We start from the raw sequence: 21,455 nt of genomic DNA on the forward strand, positions 1-21,455 counted from the left end.
TTTAAAATCTAAAAAGTAAGTCAGTAAAAAATGTATTTTCTTCTTTAAAATGAAATTTACTCTCCAAAATTCTCGAAGAGACAAAGGTAAAGTGTTTCTTAATTTCTTTTTGGTACCAAGACTTAGAACGCCTAATAGCATACTCATCTTTAAATTCGAGATCTTCAATTTGACGATCAAGTTCTTTATTAGTTGGCACACTAAAGTAGAGATACTTCACTCTCTTTGAAAGAATTGGAAGAATCTCTCTAATTTCTTCATCTGTCAGATATTGAAAAACAGAAGTACAAATTCCTAAATCAAAGTGCTTCTTAAATCTCGGGTCTTTACACCAAGATAGGATATCCATTTTATAAAGTTTTAAAGATGTTGAATCCACTGGAGCTATATTTCTTTTTTCAACTGTTTCAAAGACGTGGGCCGATGGTTCGATCCCCATCGCTCTATAAGGAATAAACTCTTTCATTACAGCTTCAAATAGATGACCTAATCCAAACCCTAAATCCACAACACTACTAATGTCTATGTAGTCCAAATCAAGAGTGGCCTTAATATACTTGGCATGATTTTCAGCATTACCTATTCCATCCATTTCGTCTGGAGAAGAATAATTCACATCCCAATACTCTTTATCAAAGCCTTCACTTCCCTTCTTTATTGTCACCCAAGAGCTCCATTAAATTTCTTTGTTCCAATGTAACCAATAAAGACTCGGTACGCCCCTAGCGCTATGAGTCCAAGCCATATGGTTAAAAGGTTTTCACTATAGAATGAATATATAATAAACGGCAGGAAAGAAAAAATAAAGCCGTAGAATATTTGTCTTCTAACAAAATCAAATCTCCCAAGCCCAAAGAGAAGTCCATCATAAACATAAGTAGCACATAAGAAGATCTGAGAGAGAGCAAGATAAGGCCACACCTTAGAAATAATATCTAAGACTAACTCGTCCTCTGTAAAAATCCGAAGAAGTTTATTCTCAAAAAAGAAGTAAGTAAGAGCAAAAGAAACTCCAAAGAAAAGAGAAAGTTTTAAGAGATTCTTCTTCATAAGAGTAAAGCTCTTAAAGTCTTTAGTCGCTTGAAACTTTGCCGCTAAAATATTTCCGCTTAAAGCAAGCCCATCAGTTAGAAAAGAAGAGAAAAGCCAAAACTCTAAAAGTATTTGATGGGAGGCAAGAGAAGCATGCCCGAGTCTTGCCGCACTCTTAGTACAGAGAAAGAAACTCCCCGTAAGAATAATTGAACGGCAAAACATATTGAGAGAGTTTCTTCCAAAACTCATAACTTCTCCTCTTAGAGGAGAGCCTACCAATTTTCTAACTTGAATTTCCCTTATTCTTAGCACAAAAAGAAGAGCTAAGAGCGCTGTAAAAATAGCTCCTATAACGGAGCCCCACGCAACCGCAGAGAGTCCAATATTTGTATGATAGAGTAAGTACCAAGAGAGCCCAGAGTTTATGATTGTTGAAAAAGCAATGAGTATGAAACACACTTTAACTCTTTCAAATCCACGAAGTATTGAGATTAAAGTTCCGCCCAGAATTAAAAATGGTTGACCAATAAGCCTCACATGAAAGTATGAAAGAGCGAGGGGCTTAAGCTCTCCCCTGGCCCCTACAAAATCAAATAAAGGACTACTACAAAAGTATAAAATCAATGAAGAGAAAACTCCAACGACGAGCGAGAGAAGTAGAGCGACTTTCACCCTACCATGTAATTGCTCACTATTTTCAAGAGAGTAGGCTTCGCTCACCGATTGAATTGAGGTGTGAATAAGAAAGTTAAAAACCCAAGTGAAAGAGCTTAGAATCACCACCCCTAGAGAAAGCGCCGCCAACCAGGTGGTATTCATATTTCCAATAAGGGCCGTATCAATAATTCCAGTTACTGGCTCAAGCAGGGAGCCAAAGATATTTGGAAGAGAGAAAAAGAAAAGCCCACCTAAGGTGAGCTTAATTCCACTTGAATTTAACTTACTACTCATTAAAGAGGCTTATTAACCGCAAAGTAAATAGCTATAAAGAATAATGTAACGAGTCCCCAAAAAGCTTTTGGCTTAATATCTTTTGATAATCTCTTCGCAAGCACTGGTCCTGCAATTGCAATAATAAGCCAGATCATCATTTTAATCATAACCCATCCAGGAAAACCTTCCCCGTGTGAAACTCCCATACGAGCGAGTAGGCCCATTCCTGAAACAAGTATTAATAAACTTGTAATTCCTGTAATAATTTTAATGTGCTTTGGCTGAGTAGAGTAATAACCTACAGCAAGTCCTGCAACAGTTAATAGAATACAGAGAATGTGAATCACTTTGTACACTTCGTAAGAGATCATAGAGTTTCCTTTTCTTTCAGTTTATTTCTTATCGTTTTGATCTAGATTATCGACGATATTTTTCAACTCTTCAACAGATTTAGAGATTTGTTCTTCCTCTGTAGAGATTCCTCTATAAAGTCCTCTAAAGCGCTTAGCGTAATCACCGAGAACTGCATTGGCAAAGAGAGCTGTATAAATAGCAAACATAGCGGTTCCAAGGAGCATTAGTAGAATTCCAAAGACCTTTCCTGGAACCGTGACTGGCACAACATCTCCGTAGCCCACAGAAGTCACTGTTGAAAAACACCACCAAATAGCATCCATAAAGTGATTCAGATTAGGGTTAACCCCTTTTTCAATAAAGAAAATGATTCCCGAACAAAAGAAGATAAAGAGATTTCCTATTACGGTTAAGCCAATAAATTCAACAGAAGTGACTAGTTCAAAAATTCTCTTAAAAATGATTTTATTACTATTGGTCACAATTGCTCTCTTTTCCTAATTTGTTTTGTTAAGTAAAATAGTAATATGGGACTAACAGACAATTCAAAGAAAAAAGACAACAAGGTATATCGCGGTGCATACAAATACCTACGAAATACAAATATTTACTGCGAAGAGAATTTCGAAGTTTTTAAAGAAAAGAGTGACTCAAGTATGCTCTTTCAAAGTCAGGTCATCTCGCGAACTTCTACCGGTGAAGTTTTAAATATTACTGTCGACTTCAAAATCAATAAAGATTATATCCCTACTCTTGTTATTATTAATAAGGTTCTAGGAAATGATAATGTTGTAGAGACCTTCTCCTTTAATAGTAAGAATAATACGATTAAGTACACTTTTGAAAATGCTACTGATTCTAAGAGCGTTGTTTTAAATACAACTCCAAAATTCTTTATCTCCACGCCTGCAGTTTGCACAAGCATGCTCTATCTTCGTTCAAAGAAGTTTGACCCAACAGGAAAGAATATCTACAACGTTCTCTCTAGTTCAAATCAGTGGAGCTTTGAGAATGAACCAGAGTTTAATGCAATCACAGTTAGGCGCATGAATCAGTCAAGCGAGACAAAGACGATTGATGGCAATAGTGTTCAAGGAGTCGATTATAAAATTGAGGAGCAGGCCGACAGTGATGAATACGACAAGACAACACCAAATCTCCGATGTTTTGTCAGCCAACACGTGACTATCCCCTACTTCCTAGAAGACGGGCACGGAACAAAAATTGAAATCAAATACCTAAATAATCTCTCTGAACGAGAACTCGACTAACCCCAAAAGGTACCACGTACCTAATGTTATGAGGTTTGCGTCGAAGCCTCTTAATTGACTCAGTACTCATAACGTAAGGTACGTGGTACCTTACGGGCCCTTACATGACTTTTGCAATTCGTAGTTCTTACTTAAGGCCTTTTGAACAAAACGGCAGGCCAGCGTAATATTAAACTTCGGCTTTAGGACTTCTTTCTCTAATAAGCGACTTGCTTCCACAATATTATCTTCAAGTTTAGTAGTAACTTCCGGGGAACATCCATCCGCTTCGATATAAGGGGAGACAATACTTATCGCTCTCTCTTCTTTTAAATTTGAATCAAGAGAAAGATTCAAACCTTCAGCAACTTTCTCTAACGTGCAGAATTTAAATTTCTCTCGCTTTAGATACGTTAATACACTTTCAATATTTTCATTTTTGCAAACCTCATCGTAATCGTAAACATTTCCAACGAAACCTATAAAATCCTTATCATTATTTAGCTCATAGAAATACTGCTCTCCATAGGTCGATAACATGTCTTTAAGTTTAAAAGTTGCAGCAAACGAAGCCCCTTCAGTACAACTTACAGACCAAGCATTAGTTGATATTAAAAAGAATAGAATGATTAATTTCTTCATAGAGAGAGTATATATGAACATAGACTCTCTACAAAGATTCAGCTAGTTGGCGAAAGAGACGCGGCTTAAAAAGTGGTCATATTCCCACGAGAAAAAGAGTAAGTATTACTTTCATTGGAATACCTACTGAATAACGAAATCTTTTACTTGCTCACAAGCAGCGTCTAAAGAAGTCCTTTCAATTTGATAGGGCTCCATAAGCTTCAAGAGCTGTTGCATAGTTCGCCCCTTCCACGAGCGAATTCTTGAATCCACAACAATCACCCCACCAATATCACTCTCTGTTCTAAGAAGACGTCCAAGTTTTTGATGAAGGGATCTCGTTCTATGAGAAAGATAGTAGTCAGTGAATTCGTTTCCAATATTTGATTCGTAGAAGTCTCTTCTATCTTGAATCACAAGGTCCATTCGAAGATCAGGAATTTTATCGACAAAGACAAATTGGAGCGCGTCCCCAGGAATATCAATTCCCTCCCCAAATGATTCCATTCCAAGAAGAATTCCAGACTCAGAATTTTTAAAATCTTCTACAACATTATTTCCCATCCCCTGAATAAAGAGTGGAATCTCCCCATCAAATTCTTCAAGGAGAAGCTCTCTAGCGACTTCAAATCTTGAACGAGCTGAAAAGAGCAAAAGACTTCGACCTTTAAGATCTCTAATTAACTTTGAAACCTTCTTGAGCGTCTGTGGCACAAAACTCTTATCCCAAATAGGAAGAGTATCATCACAGAGAAAAACCTTTGTCTTATTCTTATAATCAAATGTCGCCGGAAGATAGAAGCCAGACTTAAACCTTCTCTCAGGCTCTAGGTATGAGTAACCTGTCGCCCACTCAATACCACGGCTTCCCTGATCACCTTTATCATTTCCAAGAGTCGCCGAAGTAAAGACAACCGAATCAGAAATTTCAAGAAGACCTTGATGAAGGACTTTTCCGACATTCACAGGCGATGCACTCACACTTAATCCATACTCTCCGTGATACTTTAAAGACTTTGTATAGCCCTCTTTTTCAACAGGTTGATCAAGTGCGACTTCAAGAGCTTTTTGAACATCATCTAGAACTCCCACAAATTTTTCAAATCGCGTAAAGGCCACAATTTGATTTTCATCTGTAAGCTCTTTCACGTCCCATCTCGAATGATATGGTAATAAGTAATTATTAAGGTTCGTAATAATAAAACGAATAGAATCGAGATGATTATAAATAGCCATTCCCAATTCATCTGTTCTCTTTCTATTGATCATCGGAGCTTCATTCCAGAATATATCGGTATACTTTGGACGCTTTTTAAAATAGCTCTCAACCACAGTCGGCAAACCATTTAGATGGTCTTGGAGAAGTTGTTGAGTATTAGTGATCTCGCCTCTGATATTAGTTATAACAGACGTACTCTCACCTTCAGTTGTTTCATGTTGAGCAAGTAGGTAGAAGAGTGAGCCAATTCCCTGGGAATGAATGAGTGCCTTATTTAGAGAATTTAAATCTGCTTCTGTGACTTCATAAGTGAATGCACTCGTTGTCTCACCTTCAACCTTATGAGCTTCGTCTACAACTACATAGGCCGGTCTTGGAAAACTTCTAGGCCATGAAAACATTAGAGCGTGATTTCCAATGATAATATTAGCATCTTTCGCTTCTCTTAGTCCTTTTATGTAAGAGCAGTCTCCCTTGAATGGACAACTCTGTCCCGTACAAGATCTAAAATCTACTGTGATATCATTTTCTTTCGTGGAGAAATCTTCAATCTTTCTCTTCATTACAAAGGGAAGGTCTCCTCTCGTAATTTGATCATCAACATGCGCTCTTGAGTTATAGAAGAACACTAGATCAAAGAACATATCCGTATACTTTTCTTTAAAGTCTTTTGTATTTGTCAGTAAGTCTTCTTCCTCAACACTTTGCCTAAAGAGAAGTTCACAGAGATGATTTCCAGATCCAATAAGTTGCCTTACTTTCAACTCATCATCATTGAGTCCAAGAAGTTTTCTAAGCTGAGGAACATCTTTTGAAACCGCCTGATGTTGGAGCGTCTTGGTTCCTGTGGCCACTAGGACTTGCTTTTGTTCAGAGAGAGCAAAGAGGGCCGAAGGAATGAGATACCCTAACGTCTTCCCTGTTCCTGTTGGCGCTTGAATGAGCGAGTGAATTTTATTCTTAAATGACTGCCCCACTCTTAAGGCCAATGTTTCCTGAGATTCTCTATAGCGATAAAACGGTGTCTTTTGCTTTACGCTTTCTTCGTCTCTAAAAATATTTTTAATATTATCACCGCTAAAGTCGAGAGAGAATAACTTCTCACCAGCGTCGATTTTTTCATTTACAGGATGAAGAGTTTGCCAAGCAATATCACAGTGAGAATCCAGCTCAAGCTCTACACTCTCAGCAAGTTCTAAGAGTTCATCATCACTTAGACAGAAGAATTTATAATACCAGTAATCAGTTAAATTATATTTCTTAAATAAGCTATCCACTGTGGCCTGTAGAGCAGTATCTTTTCTAACAGTCGCAACGGCAACAAGGAGAACTTTTAAAAGATCTACTGAATCTTGAAAACCTCTATGCTCTTCACTATCGGCAATTTTCCAATCACAAATAAAGTTCTCTAATTTAAGCGAAGACATATTTGGAAAAAGAAGAGACAGAAAGTAGAGACTGTCTTCATAACTTTCTCTTCCTGAACCATCATCAATCTTTGCGAAATGATCGCTTAGAAACGATCTTTCAAATTCAGCATTATGAGCAATCAAATGATGACCGAAGACATCCATAACTTCCGGAGAAACAACCTGCCAGCTCGGCGCATTTATAAGCATTTTAGAGTCAATGCCTGTGAGCTTCTTTATAAATTGAGAGAGCTTTCCGTCGTATTGAACAAGAGAGCTATACTTTCTAATAAGAGTTGTTCCCTCATACTGAAGATAGCCTACGTCAATAATTTGATCGTAACTTGGATCAATCCCCGTTGTTTCAATATCAATTACTGCCCAACGCCCAAGAGGATGTGTCATGTGTGTCTCCAAAAATAACTTCAGTTTGTGTGCTATAAATGCTTATAGATATTGGCAATATCATCATTTTATTTTAGTCTGTGAAGCTTAAATGACAAGGAAAGCTTATGAACACAGCGCCAATTTTTCAAATTCAATCGATTTTGATTCTATCTCTTATGATATTGGGTATTTACCTTAGAAGAAAAAGAAAGACTCACGTAAAAATAATGTCAGCCGTCATTATTTGGGATATCCTACTTATATTACAAATTGAACTAACAAGAAGCGCCATAGCAAAAGCTGTCCAAGTTATGACTAACCCTTGGATGCTTAAAGTTCATCTCTTCTTCGCAATTGGTTCAGTTGTGCTATATATACTAATGATTATCACAGGAAGAAAGCTTCTCTCTGGAGATATCAAAATCAGACCAAAGCATAAAACCCTTGGTTGGACAACGTTAGTATTTAGAATTTTAACACTTGTGACGAGCTACTGGGCCGTTTCAAGATAAGCAATAGGAATACATATGAATTTTGAAGAATTAACAGCTCTTATACAATCAAATATCGAAGACGCAAAAGTTCAGATCACGGATCTAACTGGCTCTCAAGATCACTTAGGGCTACTAGTGGTAAGTGATGTATTTGCAGGAAAGATGCTTATTCAACAACACCAAATGATTATGGATATTTTAAAAGAAAAACTAAAACAAGAAATTCATGCAGTTCAAATTAAGACAATGACTCATGAACAAGCGAATACTCAAGGTATTCAACTATAAGGAGTTAATTATGAGCAATGATAATCCATTTAATATTTTAGGTTCAGATAAAGTACCACAAGAGGGAGCAACGGCCGTAACAGAAACGAGTGCAGCAAGTGACCTTAACGAAAGAATCAAGGCACTAATTGGTTCAAGTGATATCTTTCTCTTTATGAAAGGAAATGCGGCCATGCCACAGTGTGGTTTCTCTGCCAACTCAATAGCAATTCTTGATGCACTTAATGTTAAGTACAATACTTTTGATATTCTTTCAGATATGGATATCAGACAAGGTGTAAAAGAATTTTCAAATTGGCCAACGTACCCACAACTCTACTTCAAGGGACAACTTGTTGGTGGAAACGATATCATTACAGAGATGTATCACTCAGGTGATCTAGCTCAAGTTCTTGGAGCGTAAGTGAAAAAATTTGAAGATCTAGCAGAATGGTCACCAAAGAAAATGAGAACTCTTAGAAACAATCTAAATAATAGATTGGAAAGTTATAAGACCTCGGGAGATAATGCAAAACCTCTCCAGACAAGTCACGCTCTCTACGGTCTTTCAGAAGAAGGCTGTCAAGAGCTCCTAAAGAAAGTCACAAAACTTTTAAAGACACAAAAATAAAATAAGAAGGGAGCATTTAGCTCCCTTTTTTTATTCCTACCTACTCTTCCAACATCGATTCATCAAACTCACAATTATGATAAACCTTTTGAACATCGTCGTTATCTTCTAAGACATCAATTAACTTCATGAAAGTTGGGATATGTTTTGGATCGAGCTCTTTATTAGTAGTAGCAATTCTTTCAAGCCCCGCCTCCGTGGCCTCAATTCCAAGTTCAGAAAGTTTATTAGATGCATTACCAAAGTCTTCCATTGCCGTGGTGACAACGATGAACTCTTCATTTTCAAAGTCCACATCCTCAGCTCCACCGTCAATCATCTCCATTAGAAAGTCATCATTTTCCATCTGAACTTTAGACTTTTCAATCGAGAAAATTCCTTTGCGCTCAAAAATAAATTGTAAGCACCCATCCTTTCCAAGAGATCCATTATACTTATTAAATGCAGCTCTTACAGAAGAGACTGTTCTTGTATTATTATCAGTGGCCGTTTCAACGAAGACAGCGACACCATCTGGTCCGTAACCTTCAAAAGTTGTTTCGACGTAATCGTCTCCCCCAACGCCTGCGGCCTTATCTATCGCTCTTTGAATGGTATCTTTTGGAAGATTTTGTCCTCTCGCATTTTGAAGAGCAAGGCGAAGACGTGGATTCATTTCAGGATCGGAACCACCACCAGTTTTCACTGCGACAGTTATTTCTTTAATTAATTTTGTGAAGATCTTTCCTCTCTTCGCATCTTGGGCACCCTTTCTATGTCTAATATTCGCCCATTTACTATGTCCTGCCATAGTTAATACTCCTAAGTATATTTAAATAACTTTAGGATACTAGCAAGAATGAGACGAAAGGAAAACTGAGAGGAGATCGAAATTACTTTGAAGTAAGCTCTTTTTCTATTTCTTTAATTAAGTCATCTAGATCGAAAGGCTTAGAAAAGAATTTCTTCGCACCTGCATCAATTGCATCTTTTATAGAAATATCGGCCTGCCCTGAAACAAAGAAGAAATCGGGCCTAATGTCTGCACTCATAGAATTCACTTCATCGAGAACAGCCATTCCATTGCCGTTTGGCATTTTATAATCTGAAACAATAATATCGAAGTGATTAGAGCGAATTTTCTCTATAGCATCAACACCACAGTCAGCTGTCATAGTCTTGTAGCCATAGTAGTTAAACTCTTCTTCCATGAGTTCTAAAATGTCTGGTTCATCATCGACGATGAGAACTTTATAGTTTCCGCGCTCTATCATATAAAATTTATTTTACTCGGTAATGATACTTTTGGAAACCTTAGAAGCAAGAAATCTTACCATTAAAATACTCCCTAAAATATAGACCCCAAAATTAAAAAAGAAGTAAACACAATAGGCAAACCCACGTATTAAAGCCTGTAGCCAAGGACGGCCCAGAATAAACGGGACGTACTGCGGGGCAGTATCATAATAAAAGCCGACGAAATCCTGGCCTAATTTTACCTTAAGAAGATATTCATCACGGATATATCGAAAGTAGTTTAGAACATAGTGTTGCTCCATAAATCCTGCCGAAATAAAGTAGCATTGATTCTTTTCTAAAAACTCTGCAATTTTCAAAGGAGTTGCACTCATTGTTGGAGACAGAGGAGTATAGAATCCATAGAAGTCTCTAACTGCAAAAGAAATATTATACAGCCTACCATTATCTAAATTCTTAGCTTCAAAACTTCCACTAGCTGCAGCTGACACATCATCGTCAATTGAGAGAATCTCATTAATGCCTGCGAGCCCAAACTTACTATTATAACTACTGATATCAAAGATTGCGATGTCTCTAAAATCATTTTGGATAGCAGAAATTGTATAGTTCAACTTTAGTCTCTCGTCCCCTTTCTCAAGGTCAGTAAGAGTTGTTGTCACTGTTGAATCATAGACACGACCACTAATATTCAATTCAACAAAGAGACCGTCAGTTCCGCTAGTAGGATCAGAAATTGAAGTATCAACAGCGAGCTGAGAGAGCGTAATATAAGAAGTCACAGTAATCGGAGCAGTTAAAGCTGATGTACAATCTATTTCAGTAGAATTACATATTGAAGCCATTGAAAAACTAGAAACAACGTCTTCACAAGTTGAGCTTGTGCTACATCCAATAGAAGATCTTCCAACGAAGAGATAATTGGTACTAGAGTCATCTTTAACATACAGAGTTGGATAGAGAACATTGGTCGTGTCTGTATTTACAATGTCTATAGTTGTATTGAGAGTTTGTGTACTATTGGCCTTAAATAGTGCCGTTTTTAAAATATGGTTACTCGATTGAGTTGTTCCCGAACCTGAGAGAGGTATATACAACTTAAGAGGAGCACTCGATGAAGTTCCATCCCCTCCTAAAGTATTGTAGACGGAATAAATATTTCCAATATTAACAACTGGCGTTGTCGTATCAGACAATCTTACAGTGCTGGCCGAAACAGAATAGAGAGAGAGTGCGCACATAACGCTTAATAATAAATATTTCATTCTCTAGATTATCTCAGTAATTTACGACTTTCGTCAAATTTATTGCTCTTGTCAGCTAAAGCTAAGCGTGGAATATTACTTAATTATGAAAACATTTATCATTATGACCACATTACTCCTTCTTCAGTCTTGTCTTAAGCCAGAAGAAGTCGAAAATAAGTCTCAAGTCGTAAAGTCTATGGGCGAAACTATCGCTAAACAATATTCTGACATCAATCATCTCTCCATTGAAGATTTTCAAGCTTTAAGCAAAGAAAGCTACGTTCTGATTGATATTCGTTCGAAACCAGAAATAGAGATTAGCTATATTCCAAATTCAATTACACAGAAGTTTTTCGAAGAAAATTTAAGTAATTACCAAGGAAGAAAAGTTATTGTCTACAGCACTATTGGGCCAAGAAGTTCTAAGTACGTTCGAATTTTAAGAGATAAGAAATTTGATGCTTACAATTTACAAGAAGGAATACTAGGCTGGGCCCATCGTAAACTTCCCCTCCTTGAGTCAGGTAATGAAACTCATCGCCTTCACGTCTACACAGACGCTTGGAATTTTGCACCAAAGGGCTATGAAGGAGTTTACAAATAAGCGCTCTAGTTTCAATTAACGGAAAAATCACTTCTTCTAAAGAGGCTTCTATTTCGGTTTTTGACCGAGGCTTTCTCTATGGAGACTCTATTTATGAAGTTACTCAAACTTTTAATAGAAAGATTTTTAAATTAGAAGATCACTTTGAAAGACTACTCTACAGTGCCATGAAAATGGATATGCCACTAGATTTCTCAATGGAAGATTTAGAAAAAGATCTCATTGCTGTTTTAGATAAGCTCAATACAAGTAATGCTTACATCAGAATAGTTGTGACAAGAGGTGAAGGTGAAATTGGACTAGACCCAGCACTTGCCACTAAGAATAATGTCATCATCATTGTAAAAGAATTACCACCCAATCCTAGCTGGTGGTATACCGATGGTGTACACATGATTATTTCACACACAATGAGAAATCCAAAGAATGCCATTGACCCTAGAATCAAGTCTGGAAATTATCTCAATAATGTCATGGCCATGAATGAAGCCAAAAAGGCCGGTGCTTTTGACGCCATTATGTTAAATGGAAAAGGCGAAATTACAGAGGCCACCACATCAAATATTTGGGTGATAAAAGACGGTGAAATCATCACTCCACCGATCAAGGCGGGACTCCTCGGTGGAATCACGAGAAAGTCCCTCTTAAAAATTGCCGCAGAAAACTCTTATAACGTGAGTGAGAGAAATTTTGACGAGGACTTCTTAAAGTCTGCAGACGAATGTTTCTTAACTAGTACTACAAAGCTTCTAGTTCCCATTACAAAAGTTGATAATCAATCTATTGGAAAGGGGAAGCCCGGTTTAATGACATTGGAGTTGCTTGAACTCTACAAGAAGACAAATGGTATTTAGGAAGAATTATGGAAAATAAAGCACAGACTAATGCTCGTAAACTTTTACAAATTCTAGCAGAAGATAAGTATAAAAAGAGACGTGCTCCTTTCATTATGGGAATGGGAGTCTTAGCCCTCATCCTTGTGACATATACTTTCTTTAGTAATACTCACAAAACGCAGGAGAGCTATCTCATCAGTAGAGCAGAGAAATTAAGTTTTAAAGACATTGATGGCGCTTTAAAAAAAGGTATCAACTTTGAATCACTCGGTGACCAGAAAAAACATATTCTCTTCTACCTAGCAGAAGGTCCTTATTCGCTAGAAATTCTCAGTTATTTAAAGAAATCGGGAGTCGACTTCAAGGCTAGAAATTCAAATAGTAGAAACTCTTTAGAAGATATCCTCCTAAACTTAAAACCTACTAATAAAAATCTAGAAGATTACTTCTACGCAAATATTTCAACACTTATCAGCTTAGACCTAGCGGTTAGTAATGAAGTGATCAAAGAAGCATCTGAGATGTGTGAGAAAAGCTCTCTCGCAACTTGTTTAAAAATGGCCTTCTACTTCAAGGCCATAGGAAGAGCTGACTTAGCAGAGAGCTACGCTACAAGGTCTTGCTACACTTCTAAAGATGACTCTATCTGCGCCATTGCTAAAAATAATATTTTAAAGGACTCAAAATGATTCAATCAAAGAATACTCAGCAACTCACTAGAGAAGAACTCAAGCATGTACTAAGTGTTGCGAGAGGTGATGGCGAAATTGATATTCTCATTAAGAATGTAAAAGTTATGGATCTTGTAAATGGTGGTATCAATGAAAGCGCTATTGCCATCGCAGGAAAAACTATTGCGGGAACTGGTCTTGAATATCTAGACCAAAAGGCCAAGAGAACTATCGATGCCAAGGGAGCCGTTGCTGTTCCAGGTTTTATTGATGGACATCTTCACATTGAATCTTCAATGATGCATCCTTTTGAATTTGAAAGACTGACTCTTCCTCTTGGAACAACTACTGCCATTTGTGACCCTCATGAAATAACAAATGTAATGGGAGATAAAGGCTTTAGCTGGTTTCTAAGATGTAGTGAACTCATGAAACAAAATCTCTTCGTACAGGTTAGCTCATGTGTTCCTGCCCTTCCAGGATTTGAAACAAATGGTGGACCTTTTCCTCTCGAAAAGATGAAGGCCTATAAATCCCATCCAAATGTTTTAGGACTTGCTGAGATGATGAACTTCCCAGGAGTCATTAACGCATTCGATGAAGTGCTAGATAAGGTGGAAGAGTTTCAAGAGATGAATTTAGATGGTCACTGTCCACTAGTTCAAGGAAAAGCTCTTAATGCTTATATTGCGGCAGGTATTCAAAATTGCCACGAAACAATTACTCAAGAAGAAGGTAGAGAGAAACTATCAAAAGGCATGGCCCTCATTATTAGAGAAGGCTCTGTTGCAAAGAATTTAAAAACTCTTGCCCCTCTTGTAAATGACTTTAACTCTTGTCAGTGCCTTCTTTGTACTGATGATCGAAATCCTTATGAAATTTTTAACGAAGGTCATATCAATTATCTCGTGAAGAAAATGATAAATGAAATTGGAATTGAACCTCACGTTGCTTACAGGCTAAGTTCTTATTCAGCAGCAAAACACTTTGGACTTAAGAGGCTAGGACTCATTGCTCCGGGCAGACAGGCCGACATCGTCCTTCTTAGCGATTATAAGAATGTAGAAATTAGTGAAGTCTTTATGAAAGGTCTTCCAGTTAAAGAGCATAAGATTGAAGAATCATTAAAAGAAAACTTAGAAAAATCAAAACCTCCTATCGAAAATACAATGAAGAGAAGCCCTCTCTCTCCTACTGAGATAAAGTTTGAATTTTCAAAAGGAACCTATAACGTCATTGAAATTGTAAAAGATGAAATTATTACTAATCACTTAAAAGTTAAATATGACGGCACTAAATTTGAGTCCGATGATATTAGAAAAATCTGTGTTATTGAGAGATATGGAAAAGGTGTAAAGCCTGCACTTGGACTCGTTAAAGGCTCCGGATTATCCAGTGGCGCTATTGCTTCTTCAGTTGCTCACGACTCTCATAATATTATTGTGATAGGTGCCGATGAAAGCGACATGACCATTGCCGCCAACAAGCTCATCGAAATGGGAGGTGGTTTCTGTGTTGTAAAAGACGGAAAAGTCACAGCTTCTCTTGCTCTTCCAATTGCAGGGCTTCTAAGTTTAGAAACCGCGGAAGTCTTAACTGAGGGCATTATTGAACTTAAAAAGGCCTGTAAAGAAGTTGATGTTCATTTAAATGAGCCTTTTATTCAAATGGCATTTCTCGCCCTTCCAGTTATTCCATCGCTTAAAATCACTGATAAAGGGTTAGTTGATGTGACAAAGTTTGAGTTTATAGACTTAAAAGACTAAGTCTTTACCACGCACTTTATCGGTGCGTGGTAATATCACTTCTATTGAATCTTTTCGTTTAAAAGGTGAAGAAGTAATTCTTCCTTATCTAATTTCAACTTATTTTCTTTTAGATACTTGTTTAACTTCTCTTCTAAAAGTCTGCTCGAAGCTATTTTTTGAATCTGAAACTTATCCTCTGCTGAGAAGCCCTTCGTCATCACGTAGTTAAAAATGTCTTTAATTTCTACTTCACTTCCAAGCTCAGCGAGAGTAGCAAAAACAAGCTCCGCTTCTTCAGTTTCATTCTTATTAAATTGAATTATATACTTCTTTGGGGTTTGAAGAATTTTCTCTTCAATTGGTTTAGTAGCGGTCTTCGCTTTTACAGCTTTCTTTTTTACTGTTGGCTTAATGCTCTTTAGAATTTTCTTGCCCTGTATTTCTATATCATCCATATCATCATCTAAAACTGAGTCAGAAAATTCAAAGCTTCCATCAGTATCCATTCCGATAATACCAATTGCTTCTAGTTCTTTCTTTTTAATGTCCTTAATAGACTCATAGTTCATGATTACTCCTTCAATCCTTGAATAGTTTTAAATTATTTTAACATGAAGGAAAATTTTCTAATAGACACATATGGCCAAGTCTAATTATTGATTGAAACGTTGGCACTTACTTTTACACCAAGTGGTTTTAGCTCATTTGCCAATTCTTCAAATTTTAGGCAAGCGCGGTCACTCCAGTGCATTGTGAGACTGTCATAGAAGACTTGCACCATAAATGTTGTAGATTCGCTTCCCTTTCTCTCAACTGATTTTGCGTCTATCTCTAGGATTTTTGAAACGATCTCTACAACTTCTAGAAGAACTTCTGCCTTCACTTTTTCAAAGTGAATATTAAAGGCCACACAAACCTGATCATCAGACTTATCGATTAAGTTTTGAATCGGAAAAGTATCTAGGAGCTCTTCATTAATGCCAACAAGGCCTAAGTGGGAGATCAATAGGTTCTTCTGTATATCTAGAATTTTCAAGAATTCTCCATATATCTCAACAAATATTAATGTACTGCCAATAAAATTTAGCGTAAATAGCTGAAAATGGCAAAGATTATCTATTACTTTCGAAGGTTTAAGAGCTCTTTTGCGTTGACAGTACTTCGTAAATTAGATAAAAACATCGGACACGTATTCCAGAATTTGACGCGGGGTCTTAATATTAAGATGTGATACGTGATCGCCATATACCCCAAGTCACACAGTTAAGGAGTCTGAAATGGCAAAAGCAACTACGGGAAAATCTCGTTTTAAAATCCAGAGAGCACTAGGTCTTGAACTTCCAGGTCTAGGTAAAGCTGGTGCACTAGAAAGAAGACCATACGGTCCAGGTGTTCACGGTAACAGAAGAAAGAAAATTTCTGACTATGCTGTTCGTCTAAAAGAAAAACAAAAGCTAGTTTACCACTACGGTCTACGTGAAAAGCAACTTGTTGCTTATGTTAAACAAGCGAAGAAAAACCAAACAAAGCCATGGATGGAAACACTTCTATCTACTCTTGAGTCAAGACTGAACAACGTTCTTTTTAGACTTAACTGGGCACCTTCAATGTCTGCAGCTTCTCAAATGGTTGCTCACGGACAAGTAAAGGTTAATGGTAAGAAAGTTGATAAGTCTTCTTTCATCGTTAAAAAAGGTGATGTAATCACTCTATCTGATAAAGGTTACAACAACCAACTTTACAAAGGTTCAATTGAGTCTCCAAGAATGGCCACTGTTCCAGCTTGTTACAATATTGAAGCTGACAAGAAGAAAGGTACTATGATCGACCTTCCTCTTCCATCTGACATTCCATTTGAATTCGAACAACAATTTGTGATCGAATATTACTGGAAAGTTAAGTAATTTCAAAAAAAGTTACAAAATACGAAAGGCCTCGAAAGAGGCCTTTTTTTTTGAAAGAAATTAACAAGATATTAAATCTGCTTATCACCCTTATTGATTCGAGTCTTTGGCAGAAGGATTGAGTGAGGCTTCACTGTTACTTTCTCTCCCACAACAACATCCCCCATTATAGAAGCTTTTAACCCTATTGTTGCTCCCTTTCTAATAATTGTTGGAGCAATAACAAGGTAACCTCCCTGAGCGTAATGAGCAAAGAGGGTTGCCGAACCACCAATAGTAACATTGTCTTCTAAAGTAATTAAGCAAGGATCTGAAATATTAGTTGTGTTGATCATTACTCCCTTTCCAATTTTCATTCCCATCATTTTAAAGAAGAGAACATTGATCGGAGTAGGAGTAACAAGATCTAAGAATGTATAGCGCACTAACTGAACAAGAGCATTATGGTAGTACCAAGGAAGAGATTGGAGAGAGTACCACCCTCCTCTCCAAGGCTTAAGTTTTAAAAACATAATTTTATTAAAGAAAGGAACGACAAAAATAATAGAAATTCCATAGAGCAGATAAGCTCCAGCAAGAGACAAAGAAATAAAGAGAGGTTTAAAGAAATGAATATGGTTGTAAGTAAACTCAACCAATAAGTAGCCCGGCAAAATGGAGAAGCCAAGACAGAAAATATAGGCAACTCCAATGGGGAGCATGGCTAGACCAAAAGATAGAGCTTTGAATTTTCTAAGAAAGCTCTCTAACAATCCTCCAACCCCTTTCAAGTCAGAAGTTGTAGAATGAACATTCACCCGATTAGACTTCTTCTTCCCCTCATCACCAATATGGGGAATATCTTCTTCAATATGTGATTTATTTCTCTTTATCATAGGAGAAATTATATCATGATTTTATTTCTTTGCTCTAAGTTCTGTGGAACTCAATGACATAAAGTCATGCTCTCCCAATATCTCGACTCTTAGATTAGGATTTATTGCCAAAATTTCTTGGATAGCTCCCTCTATTTCAGTCTGTGAATGATTTCTATTTAAGACAAAAATACCTTCTAAAGAGTTGGCCAATTTTTCAACCTCTTTCCATTTTAGAAAAGTACAGAAATTATCGTCACCAATGAGAAGAAACTTCTTAGTAAACTCCGCTCTAGGGAGCCAGTCAACAGTTGGGTTTGGTTGCTCTAGTCCGTAAAAGCCAGGAAAGAGAGAGAACTGCGTTTCTTCAAACCTTCTTGCTAGCTCCATAAAAGATTTAAAGAAGCAATCTATCTCCATCTCTTCTTTCCAGGGATTACGATCTGGAACTATAACAACATTTTCAGATGGACATCTTCTAAGACATTCAGAATGTCCTTCGTGCCATGGATTGAAACTCCCACCAAAGAAAGTGATAGTATCGTGATTAAAGCTTTCTTTTAAAAATAACTTTGGAAGAGGAGATTTTTCTCTTAAGAAGATTGGAAATAATTCTCCAAGACCTTCGCATACAATAGCCCCATCCCCTTTTGCAAAGTGAGAGATCGAAAGTAGCTCTCTCCACTTTAGTCCCTTAACTTCACTTGCTTCACTTTCATAAGAAAAGAAAGACCTTACACCTTCACGTTTAGAAAGCTCTTTCCCTCTAATATCTAAATGACTTGGTAGCGAAGGATTCTCTCCATCCTCTACTAAAATAAATAATTTAGAATCTATTGTTGAAAAAAATGTAAATGCTTTACGCACTCGCAACCCTTTGAGTTCTAGTAGAAGTAACTAAGTCAAAAGTATATATGATAAGCGCACCCCAAATCAAACTAAATGCATAAGCGTGTGATTTCGTAAAAAGTTCTCCGTAAACGAAGACAGCTAATATGAATTGAAGAGTTGGTGCAATATATTGTAGCAGACCTACGCTAATCAGAGGAATTTTCTTTACTGCATAATTGAAAGTCACAAGTGGTATTAAAGTAACAATTCCCGCAAGAGCTGCAAGAAATTGCTCACGGCTACTCACTTTGAAAAAAGATAGTCCCGCACCACTAAATTCTTTATAAAAGAAGTAGATCAAAATGGGTGTTAATGAGAGGAGCATTTCAAAGAATAACCCCTCCATAGAAGGAATATTCATTCTCTTTCTTAAAAGTCCGTAGGTACCAAAAGTACAGGCTAAGAATAAAGAAATATCAATACGCCCAACTCCACTTGAAAGAAGAATGACGAGGCCAAGAAAAGCAAGTACAACCGCAACTCTCTGCCTAGGCCTAAGTGTTTCCTTGAGAATAAAAACCCCAAGAGCAACATTAATCAGAGGATTAATAAAGTAACCAATACTCGCCTCTAGAACATGTCCGCTACCTACGGCCCAAACGAAGACAAACCAATTAGAGAATATTAGCCCCGTTGTAAGATAGAGAGATTGTCTCTTCTTCTTTGTATCAATACATGCTTTAAGATTTCCCCAAGGCTTTTTGAATAGAATATAAACTAAGAATGTGAGAACACCCCAAAATATCCTATGACCTAAGAGCTCATAGGAATCAAATGCAGATAACTCTTTCCAATACAGAGCAATTAATCCCCAAAAACCAAAAGAAAATATACCTGCAAGATAACCACTATTCATGCTTAATTTATAGCAATTTCCAATCGTGAGGACTAGAGAAATTAGTTTTACAAGATTACTTTACATGGTACTTTACCTATAAGAGGTAAATAAGATTCATGAAATTTTCAACAACAATAGAAGGGATTGATTTTAAGATTGAAATCAATAGAGACGAAAACTATAGGCCCTTTAACCCACTTTCAAGCTTTACCATACAAGACTTAGACGATCTACGAGAAGACCTCATCCGCGTCTACTCCATTGAAGTAACTACAACAAAGAAAGGTGAATCCCTAAAACACTATACAACTGGCCTTCTGATGTCATCTGACGAGGAGGAGATTCCAGAAGAATTAGAGGAAGCCCTTGCAGACTTTGGCATTATTGATCACATCCTAAAGCAGTGGAAACTAAGTGATTCCAACAACTTAAAGCCAGAGTGGGCCAAGGTTGATTAACTGTCAAAAATTCTAACACTGCAGTAATCATTTCACCATTCCTAGAAGCTTGTCCAAGATTTCGCTATAAATAAGTATTAATTTATTTATAGGAAAATCAATGAAAAAAAGTCTCTGTCTACTCATTCTACTTCTTTGCTCTTCAAATATTTGGAGCTCTGAGCTTGCACGCTTTGAGGAGAACTTAGAAAGAGTCGTTATAAGTAGAGATAAGTCCGAAGACACTCATCAGAAAATTTATGAGCACACCCTAAACTTAGGTTCTTATAGTCTAGAATACCTATGGAATAGACCAAATGGTAATGGACTCTTTTTATATATTATCAAAGAGAGCTGGCAAGTATACTTAGAAGAAAGTGCTCCTTATCGTAGGGATCTTAAAAAGTCTCTAGATACAGTTTCAAGTCCAAAAGAATCACTGCGCGCCCTTCAGCTTATTGAAAGAACTCAAGCACTCTACGATACCTATATGAATAATACTGAACTAAGACATATTCTTTTAGATCAATCTAATATTCTAAATAACTCCATCACAGAGTTCTTTAAAGAGGTTCTAGCTCATAAAGTGAATGAAGCACTTCCTGTTCTAATTAATAGAGCAAAGAAATTATCTGAGAAGGAAGAAAGTGCTTCTATTATTTTATACAAGAGCAGTAGAAAAGAAGACCTATCAAACTTTGCAAGTCTGAAGAATTACTTTAGTGATTATGTTTCGACAATTCTATCAAGAACAACTTCAGGACTCAGCTCAGGGTTTGGCGCAATCGCAGGACCTATTGAATGGGGAGATGGTGGACAAATTAGAGATGATCAAGTTGCAAAAGATAAGATACTAAGAGGATTAAAACCTCTAGATATTATTTTTGAAAAGAAGTCTTATAAGCTAACAGACTATACTATTCCTGGTTATTGGGGACACAATGCTGTTTGGATAGGAACCAAAGATCAACTCATTGAAATGGGTATTTGGAACGCAAGAGAGCTCGATCCATTTAGAGAGCAAATTGAAAAAGGCAATTCTATTTTTGAAATGAGAAAATGGGGAACAACTTTCGCAGAGTTTAACAAATGGATGGATCTAGATGATTACGCCCAAGTAAGAGTGAAAGGAATTTTAAAGAGATCTACTAAAGAAATTTTAAAGGTTTATAAAATACTCGCAGAACAGATTGGAAAGAATTATGACTTCTCTTTCAATGCTGACACTGCTTTTAAAATTACCTGTTCTGAAATTATTTATCTCTCATACGGAGATGTGAAATGGCCTCTAGACTATATTCTAGGAAGAAATACTATTACTCCAAATGGAATGGCCGAAGCTATCTTCTATGAAAACTCTCCTCTCGAATATATCACTTTCGTTAAGGGTGATAGAAAGAATGGAGCCAAATTCTATACAAAGCAAGAATTCGGAAATCTTATGAACTTCACAATGCTTCCAAATGGCTCATTTGTTCAAAGATATAAGCAGTGCAGTGTCAAGCATGAGAGAAATCATAGACGTGCAATTAAATTAGTAAATAAATGTATAAATAAAACTCGAACTCTTAGGCTGTAGCGATCAT

Annotated in this window: 26 protein-coding genes; 12 read left to right on the forward strand and 14 right to left on the reverse strand. The window is 36.9% G+C overall.

From position 1 onward, the window contains the following. Position 1: 1 nt before the first annotated feature. The 4 genes from CES88_RS05605 to CES88_RS05620 are packed head-to-tail and all read right to left on the reverse strand — an operon-like array spanning position 2 to position 2,804. Complete coding sequence (locus CES88_RS05605) at positions 2–664, reverse strand: class I SAM-dependent methyltransferase (RefSeq protein ID WP_290732176.1); 663 nt, start codon at positions 662–664, stop codon at positions 2–4. Beyond that, positions 661–1,986 (reverse strand): MATE family efflux transporter, encoded by a 1,326-nt coding sequence (locus tag CES88_RS05610; protein ID WP_290732181.1) that lies wholly within the window; start codon positions 1,984–1,986, stop codon positions 661–663. Before CES88_RS05610 ends, CES88_RS05605 begins: the two co-directional genes overlap by 4 nt. Next, the gene (locus CES88_RS05615; RefSeq protein WP_290732183.1) at positions 1,986–2,339 is read right to left on the reverse strand and encodes a SirB2 family protein; all 354 of its coding nucleotides are present in this window, start codon (positions 2,337–2,339) and stop codon (positions 1,986–1,988) included. Before CES88_RS05615 ends, CES88_RS05610 begins: the two co-directional genes overlap by 1 nt. 21 nt (positions 2,340–2,360) lie before the next feature. Further along, positions 2,361–2,804 (reverse strand): potassium channel family protein, encoded by a 444-nt coding sequence (locus CES88_RS05620; protein ID WP_290732185.1) that lies wholly within the window; start codon positions 2,802–2,804, stop codon positions 2,361–2,363. Between the two features lie 45 nt (positions 2,805–2,849). Between CES88_RS05620 and CES88_RS05625 the strand changes: the two genes are divergently transcribed. Continuing rightward, complete coding sequence (locus CES88_RS05625) at positions 2,850–3,593, forward strand: hypothetical protein (protein ID WP_290732189.1); 744 nt, start codon at positions 2,850–2,852, stop codon at positions 3,591–3,593. 90 nt (positions 3,594–3,683) lie between these two features. Here CES88_RS05625 and CES88_RS05630 read toward each other — a convergent pair whose 3' ends face one another. After that, positions 3,684–4,214 (reverse strand): hypothetical protein, encoded by a 531-nt coding sequence (locus CES88_RS05630; protein WP_290732192.1) that lies wholly within the window; start codon positions 4,212–4,214, stop codon positions 3,684–3,686. A gap of 123 nt (positions 4,215–4,337) precedes the next feature. Further along, positions 4,338–7,229 carry a helicase C-terminal domain-containing protein gene (locus CES88_RS05635; RefSeq protein WP_290732194.1) on the reverse strand — a complete coding sequence of 964 codons (2,892 nt, stop codon included), beginning with the start codon at positions 7,227–7,229 and terminating at the stop codon, positions 4,338–4,340. 107 nt (positions 7,230–7,336) lie between these two features. Here CES88_RS05635 and CES88_RS05640 point away from each other — a divergent pair, with 107 nt between their 5' ends. From CES88_RS05640 to CES88_RS05655, 4 genes are read left to right on the forward strand one after another with little or no spacing between them, the layout of a single operon-like run. Then, entirely contained in the window at positions 7,337–7,723 is a 387-nt protein-coding gene (locus CES88_RS05640) for a hypothetical protein (RefSeq protein ID WP_290732197.1), read from the forward strand. A gap of 15 nt (positions 7,724–7,738) precedes the next feature. Then, positions 7,739–7,993 carry a BolA family protein gene (locus CES88_RS05645; protein WP_290732200.1) on the forward strand — a complete coding sequence of 85 codons (255 nt, stop codon included), beginning with the start codon at positions 7,739–7,741 and terminating at the stop codon, positions 7,991–7,993. Positions 7,994–8,003: 10 nt separating this feature from the next. After that, positions 8,004–8,396, forward strand: coding sequence for a Grx4 family monothiol glutaredoxin (gene grxD / locus CES88_RS05650; RefSeq protein WP_290732203.1), 393 nt, complete (start codon positions 8,004–8,006; stop codon positions 8,394–8,396). Then, positions 8,397–8,603: a hypothetical protein gene (locus tag CES88_RS05655; RefSeq protein WP_290732205.1), complete on the forward strand. Its 207-nt coding sequence runs from the start codon at positions 8,397–8,399 to the stop codon at positions 8,601–8,603. It begins immediately after the preceding gene. A gap of 40 nt (positions 8,604–8,643) precedes the next feature. Here the strand turns inward: CES88_RS05655 and CES88_RS05660 are convergent, their stop codons facing one another. The 3 genes from CES88_RS05660 to CES88_RS05670 all read right to left on the reverse strand — a co-directional run bounded on the left by CES88_RS05660 (position 8,644) and on the right by CES88_RS05670 (position 11,104). Next, positions 8,644–9,393, reverse strand: coding sequence for a YebC/PmpR family DNA-binding transcriptional regulator (locus CES88_RS05660; RefSeq protein ID WP_290732207.1), 750 nt, complete (start codon positions 9,391–9,393; stop codon positions 8,644–8,646). Between the two features lie 82 nt (positions 9,394–9,475). Continuing rightward, positions 9,476–9,856, reverse strand: coding sequence for a response regulator (locus CES88_RS05665; protein WP_290732209.1), 381 nt, complete (start codon positions 9,854–9,856; stop codon positions 9,476–9,478). A gap of 12 nt (positions 9,857–9,868) precedes the next feature. Then, on the reverse strand, positions 9,869–11,104 hold the full coding sequence (locus tag CES88_RS05670; RefSeq protein WP_290732211.1) for a hypothetical protein: 1,236 nt from the start codon (positions 11,102–11,104) through the stop codon (positions 9,869–9,871). 85 nt (positions 11,105–11,189) lie between these two features. Between CES88_RS05670 and CES88_RS05675 the strand changes: the two genes are divergently transcribed. The 4 genes from CES88_RS05675 to adeD all read left to right on the forward strand — a co-directional run bounded on the left by CES88_RS05675 (position 11,190) and on the right by adeD (position 14,963). Continuing rightward, on the forward strand, positions 11,190–11,690 hold the full coding sequence (locus CES88_RS05675) for a rhodanese-like domain-containing protein (RefSeq protein WP_290732214.1): 501 nt from the start codon (positions 11,190–11,192) through the stop codon (positions 11,688–11,690). An 89-nt stretch (positions 11,691–11,779) separates the two neighbouring features. Then, a complete protein-coding gene (locus CES88_RS05680; RefSeq protein WP_290733274.1) occupies positions 11,780–12,544 on the forward strand; it encodes an aminotransferase class IV in 765 nt (254 codons plus the stop codon). 8 nt (positions 12,545–12,552) lie between these two features. After that, on the forward strand, positions 12,553–13,215 hold the full coding sequence (locus tag CES88_RS05685) for a hypothetical protein (protein ID WP_290732217.1): 663 nt from the start codon (positions 12,553–12,555) through the stop codon (positions 13,213–13,215). Next, the gene (gene adeD / locus CES88_RS05690) at positions 13,212–14,963 is read left to right on the forward strand and encodes an adenine deaminase (RefSeq protein WP_290732220.1); all 1,752 of its coding nucleotides are present in this window, start codon (positions 13,212–13,214) and stop codon (positions 14,961–14,963) included. The genes CES88_RS05685 and adeD overlap by 4 nt, the downstream gene beginning before the upstream one ends. Before the next feature lie 41 nt (positions 14,964–15,004). Here adeD and CES88_RS05695 read toward each other — a convergent pair whose 3' ends face one another. Next, positions 15,005–15,514, reverse strand: a complete 510-nt coding sequence (locus CES88_RS05695) for a hypothetical protein (protein ID WP_290732223.1) — start codon at positions 15,512–15,514, stop codon at positions 15,005–15,007. Between the two features lie 80 nt (positions 15,515–15,594). Then, the gene (locus tag CES88_RS05700) at positions 15,595–15,981 is read right to left on the reverse strand and encodes a hypothetical protein (RefSeq protein ID WP_290732226.1); all 387 of its coding nucleotides are present in this window, start codon (positions 15,979–15,981) and stop codon (positions 15,595–15,597) included. A 241-nt stretch (positions 15,982–16,222) separates the two neighbouring features. On the opposite strand from CES88_RS05700, the gene rpsD reads away from it, so the two are divergent. Beyond that, positions 16,223–16,849, forward strand: a complete 627-nt coding sequence (gene rpsD, locus CES88_RS05705) for a 30S ribosomal protein S4 (RefSeq protein ID WP_290732229.1) — start codon at positions 16,223–16,225, stop codon at positions 16,847–16,849. Between the two features lie 71 nt (positions 16,850–16,920). Here the strand turns inward: rpsD and CES88_RS05710 are convergent, their stop codons facing one another. The 3 genes from CES88_RS05710 to rarD are packed head-to-tail and all read right to left on the reverse strand — an operon-like array spanning position 16,921 to position 19,450. Next, positions 16,921–17,724: a hypothetical protein gene (locus CES88_RS05710; RefSeq protein WP_290732231.1), complete on the reverse strand. Its 804-nt coding sequence runs from the start codon at positions 17,722–17,724 to the stop codon at positions 16,921–16,923. 21 nt (positions 17,725–17,745) lie between these two features. Further along, a complete protein-coding gene (locus tag CES88_RS05715; RefSeq protein ID WP_290732234.1) occupies positions 17,746–18,570 on the reverse strand; it encodes a hypothetical protein in 825 nt (274 codons plus the stop codon). Next, the gene (rarD, locus tag CES88_RS05720) at positions 18,563–19,450 is read right to left on the reverse strand and encodes an EamA family transporter RarD (RefSeq protein ID WP_290732237.1); all 888 of its coding nucleotides are present in this window, start codon (positions 19,448–19,450) and stop codon (positions 18,563–18,565) included. The genes CES88_RS05715 and rarD overlap by 8 nt, the downstream gene beginning before the upstream one ends. 98 nt (positions 19,451–19,548) lie before the next feature. On the opposite strand from rarD, the gene CES88_RS05725 reads away from it, so the two are divergent. Next, positions 19,549–19,890, forward strand: coding sequence for a hypothetical protein (locus CES88_RS05725; protein ID WP_290732241.1), 342 nt, complete (start codon positions 19,549–19,551; stop codon positions 19,888–19,890). Between the two features lie 100 nt (positions 19,891–19,990). After that, a complete protein-coding gene (locus tag CES88_RS05730; protein WP_290732243.1) occupies positions 19,991–21,448 on the forward strand; it encodes a YiiX/YebB-like N1pC/P60 family cysteine hydrolase in 1,458 nt (485 codons plus the stop codon). Positions 21,449–21,455: the final 7 nt, after the last annotated feature.

This window comes from Halobacteriovorax sp. JY17, assembly GCF_002753895.1.
Taxonomy (GTDB): Bacteria; Bdellovibrionota; Bacteriovoracia; order Bacteriovoracales; family Bacteriovoracaceae; genus Halobacteriovorax.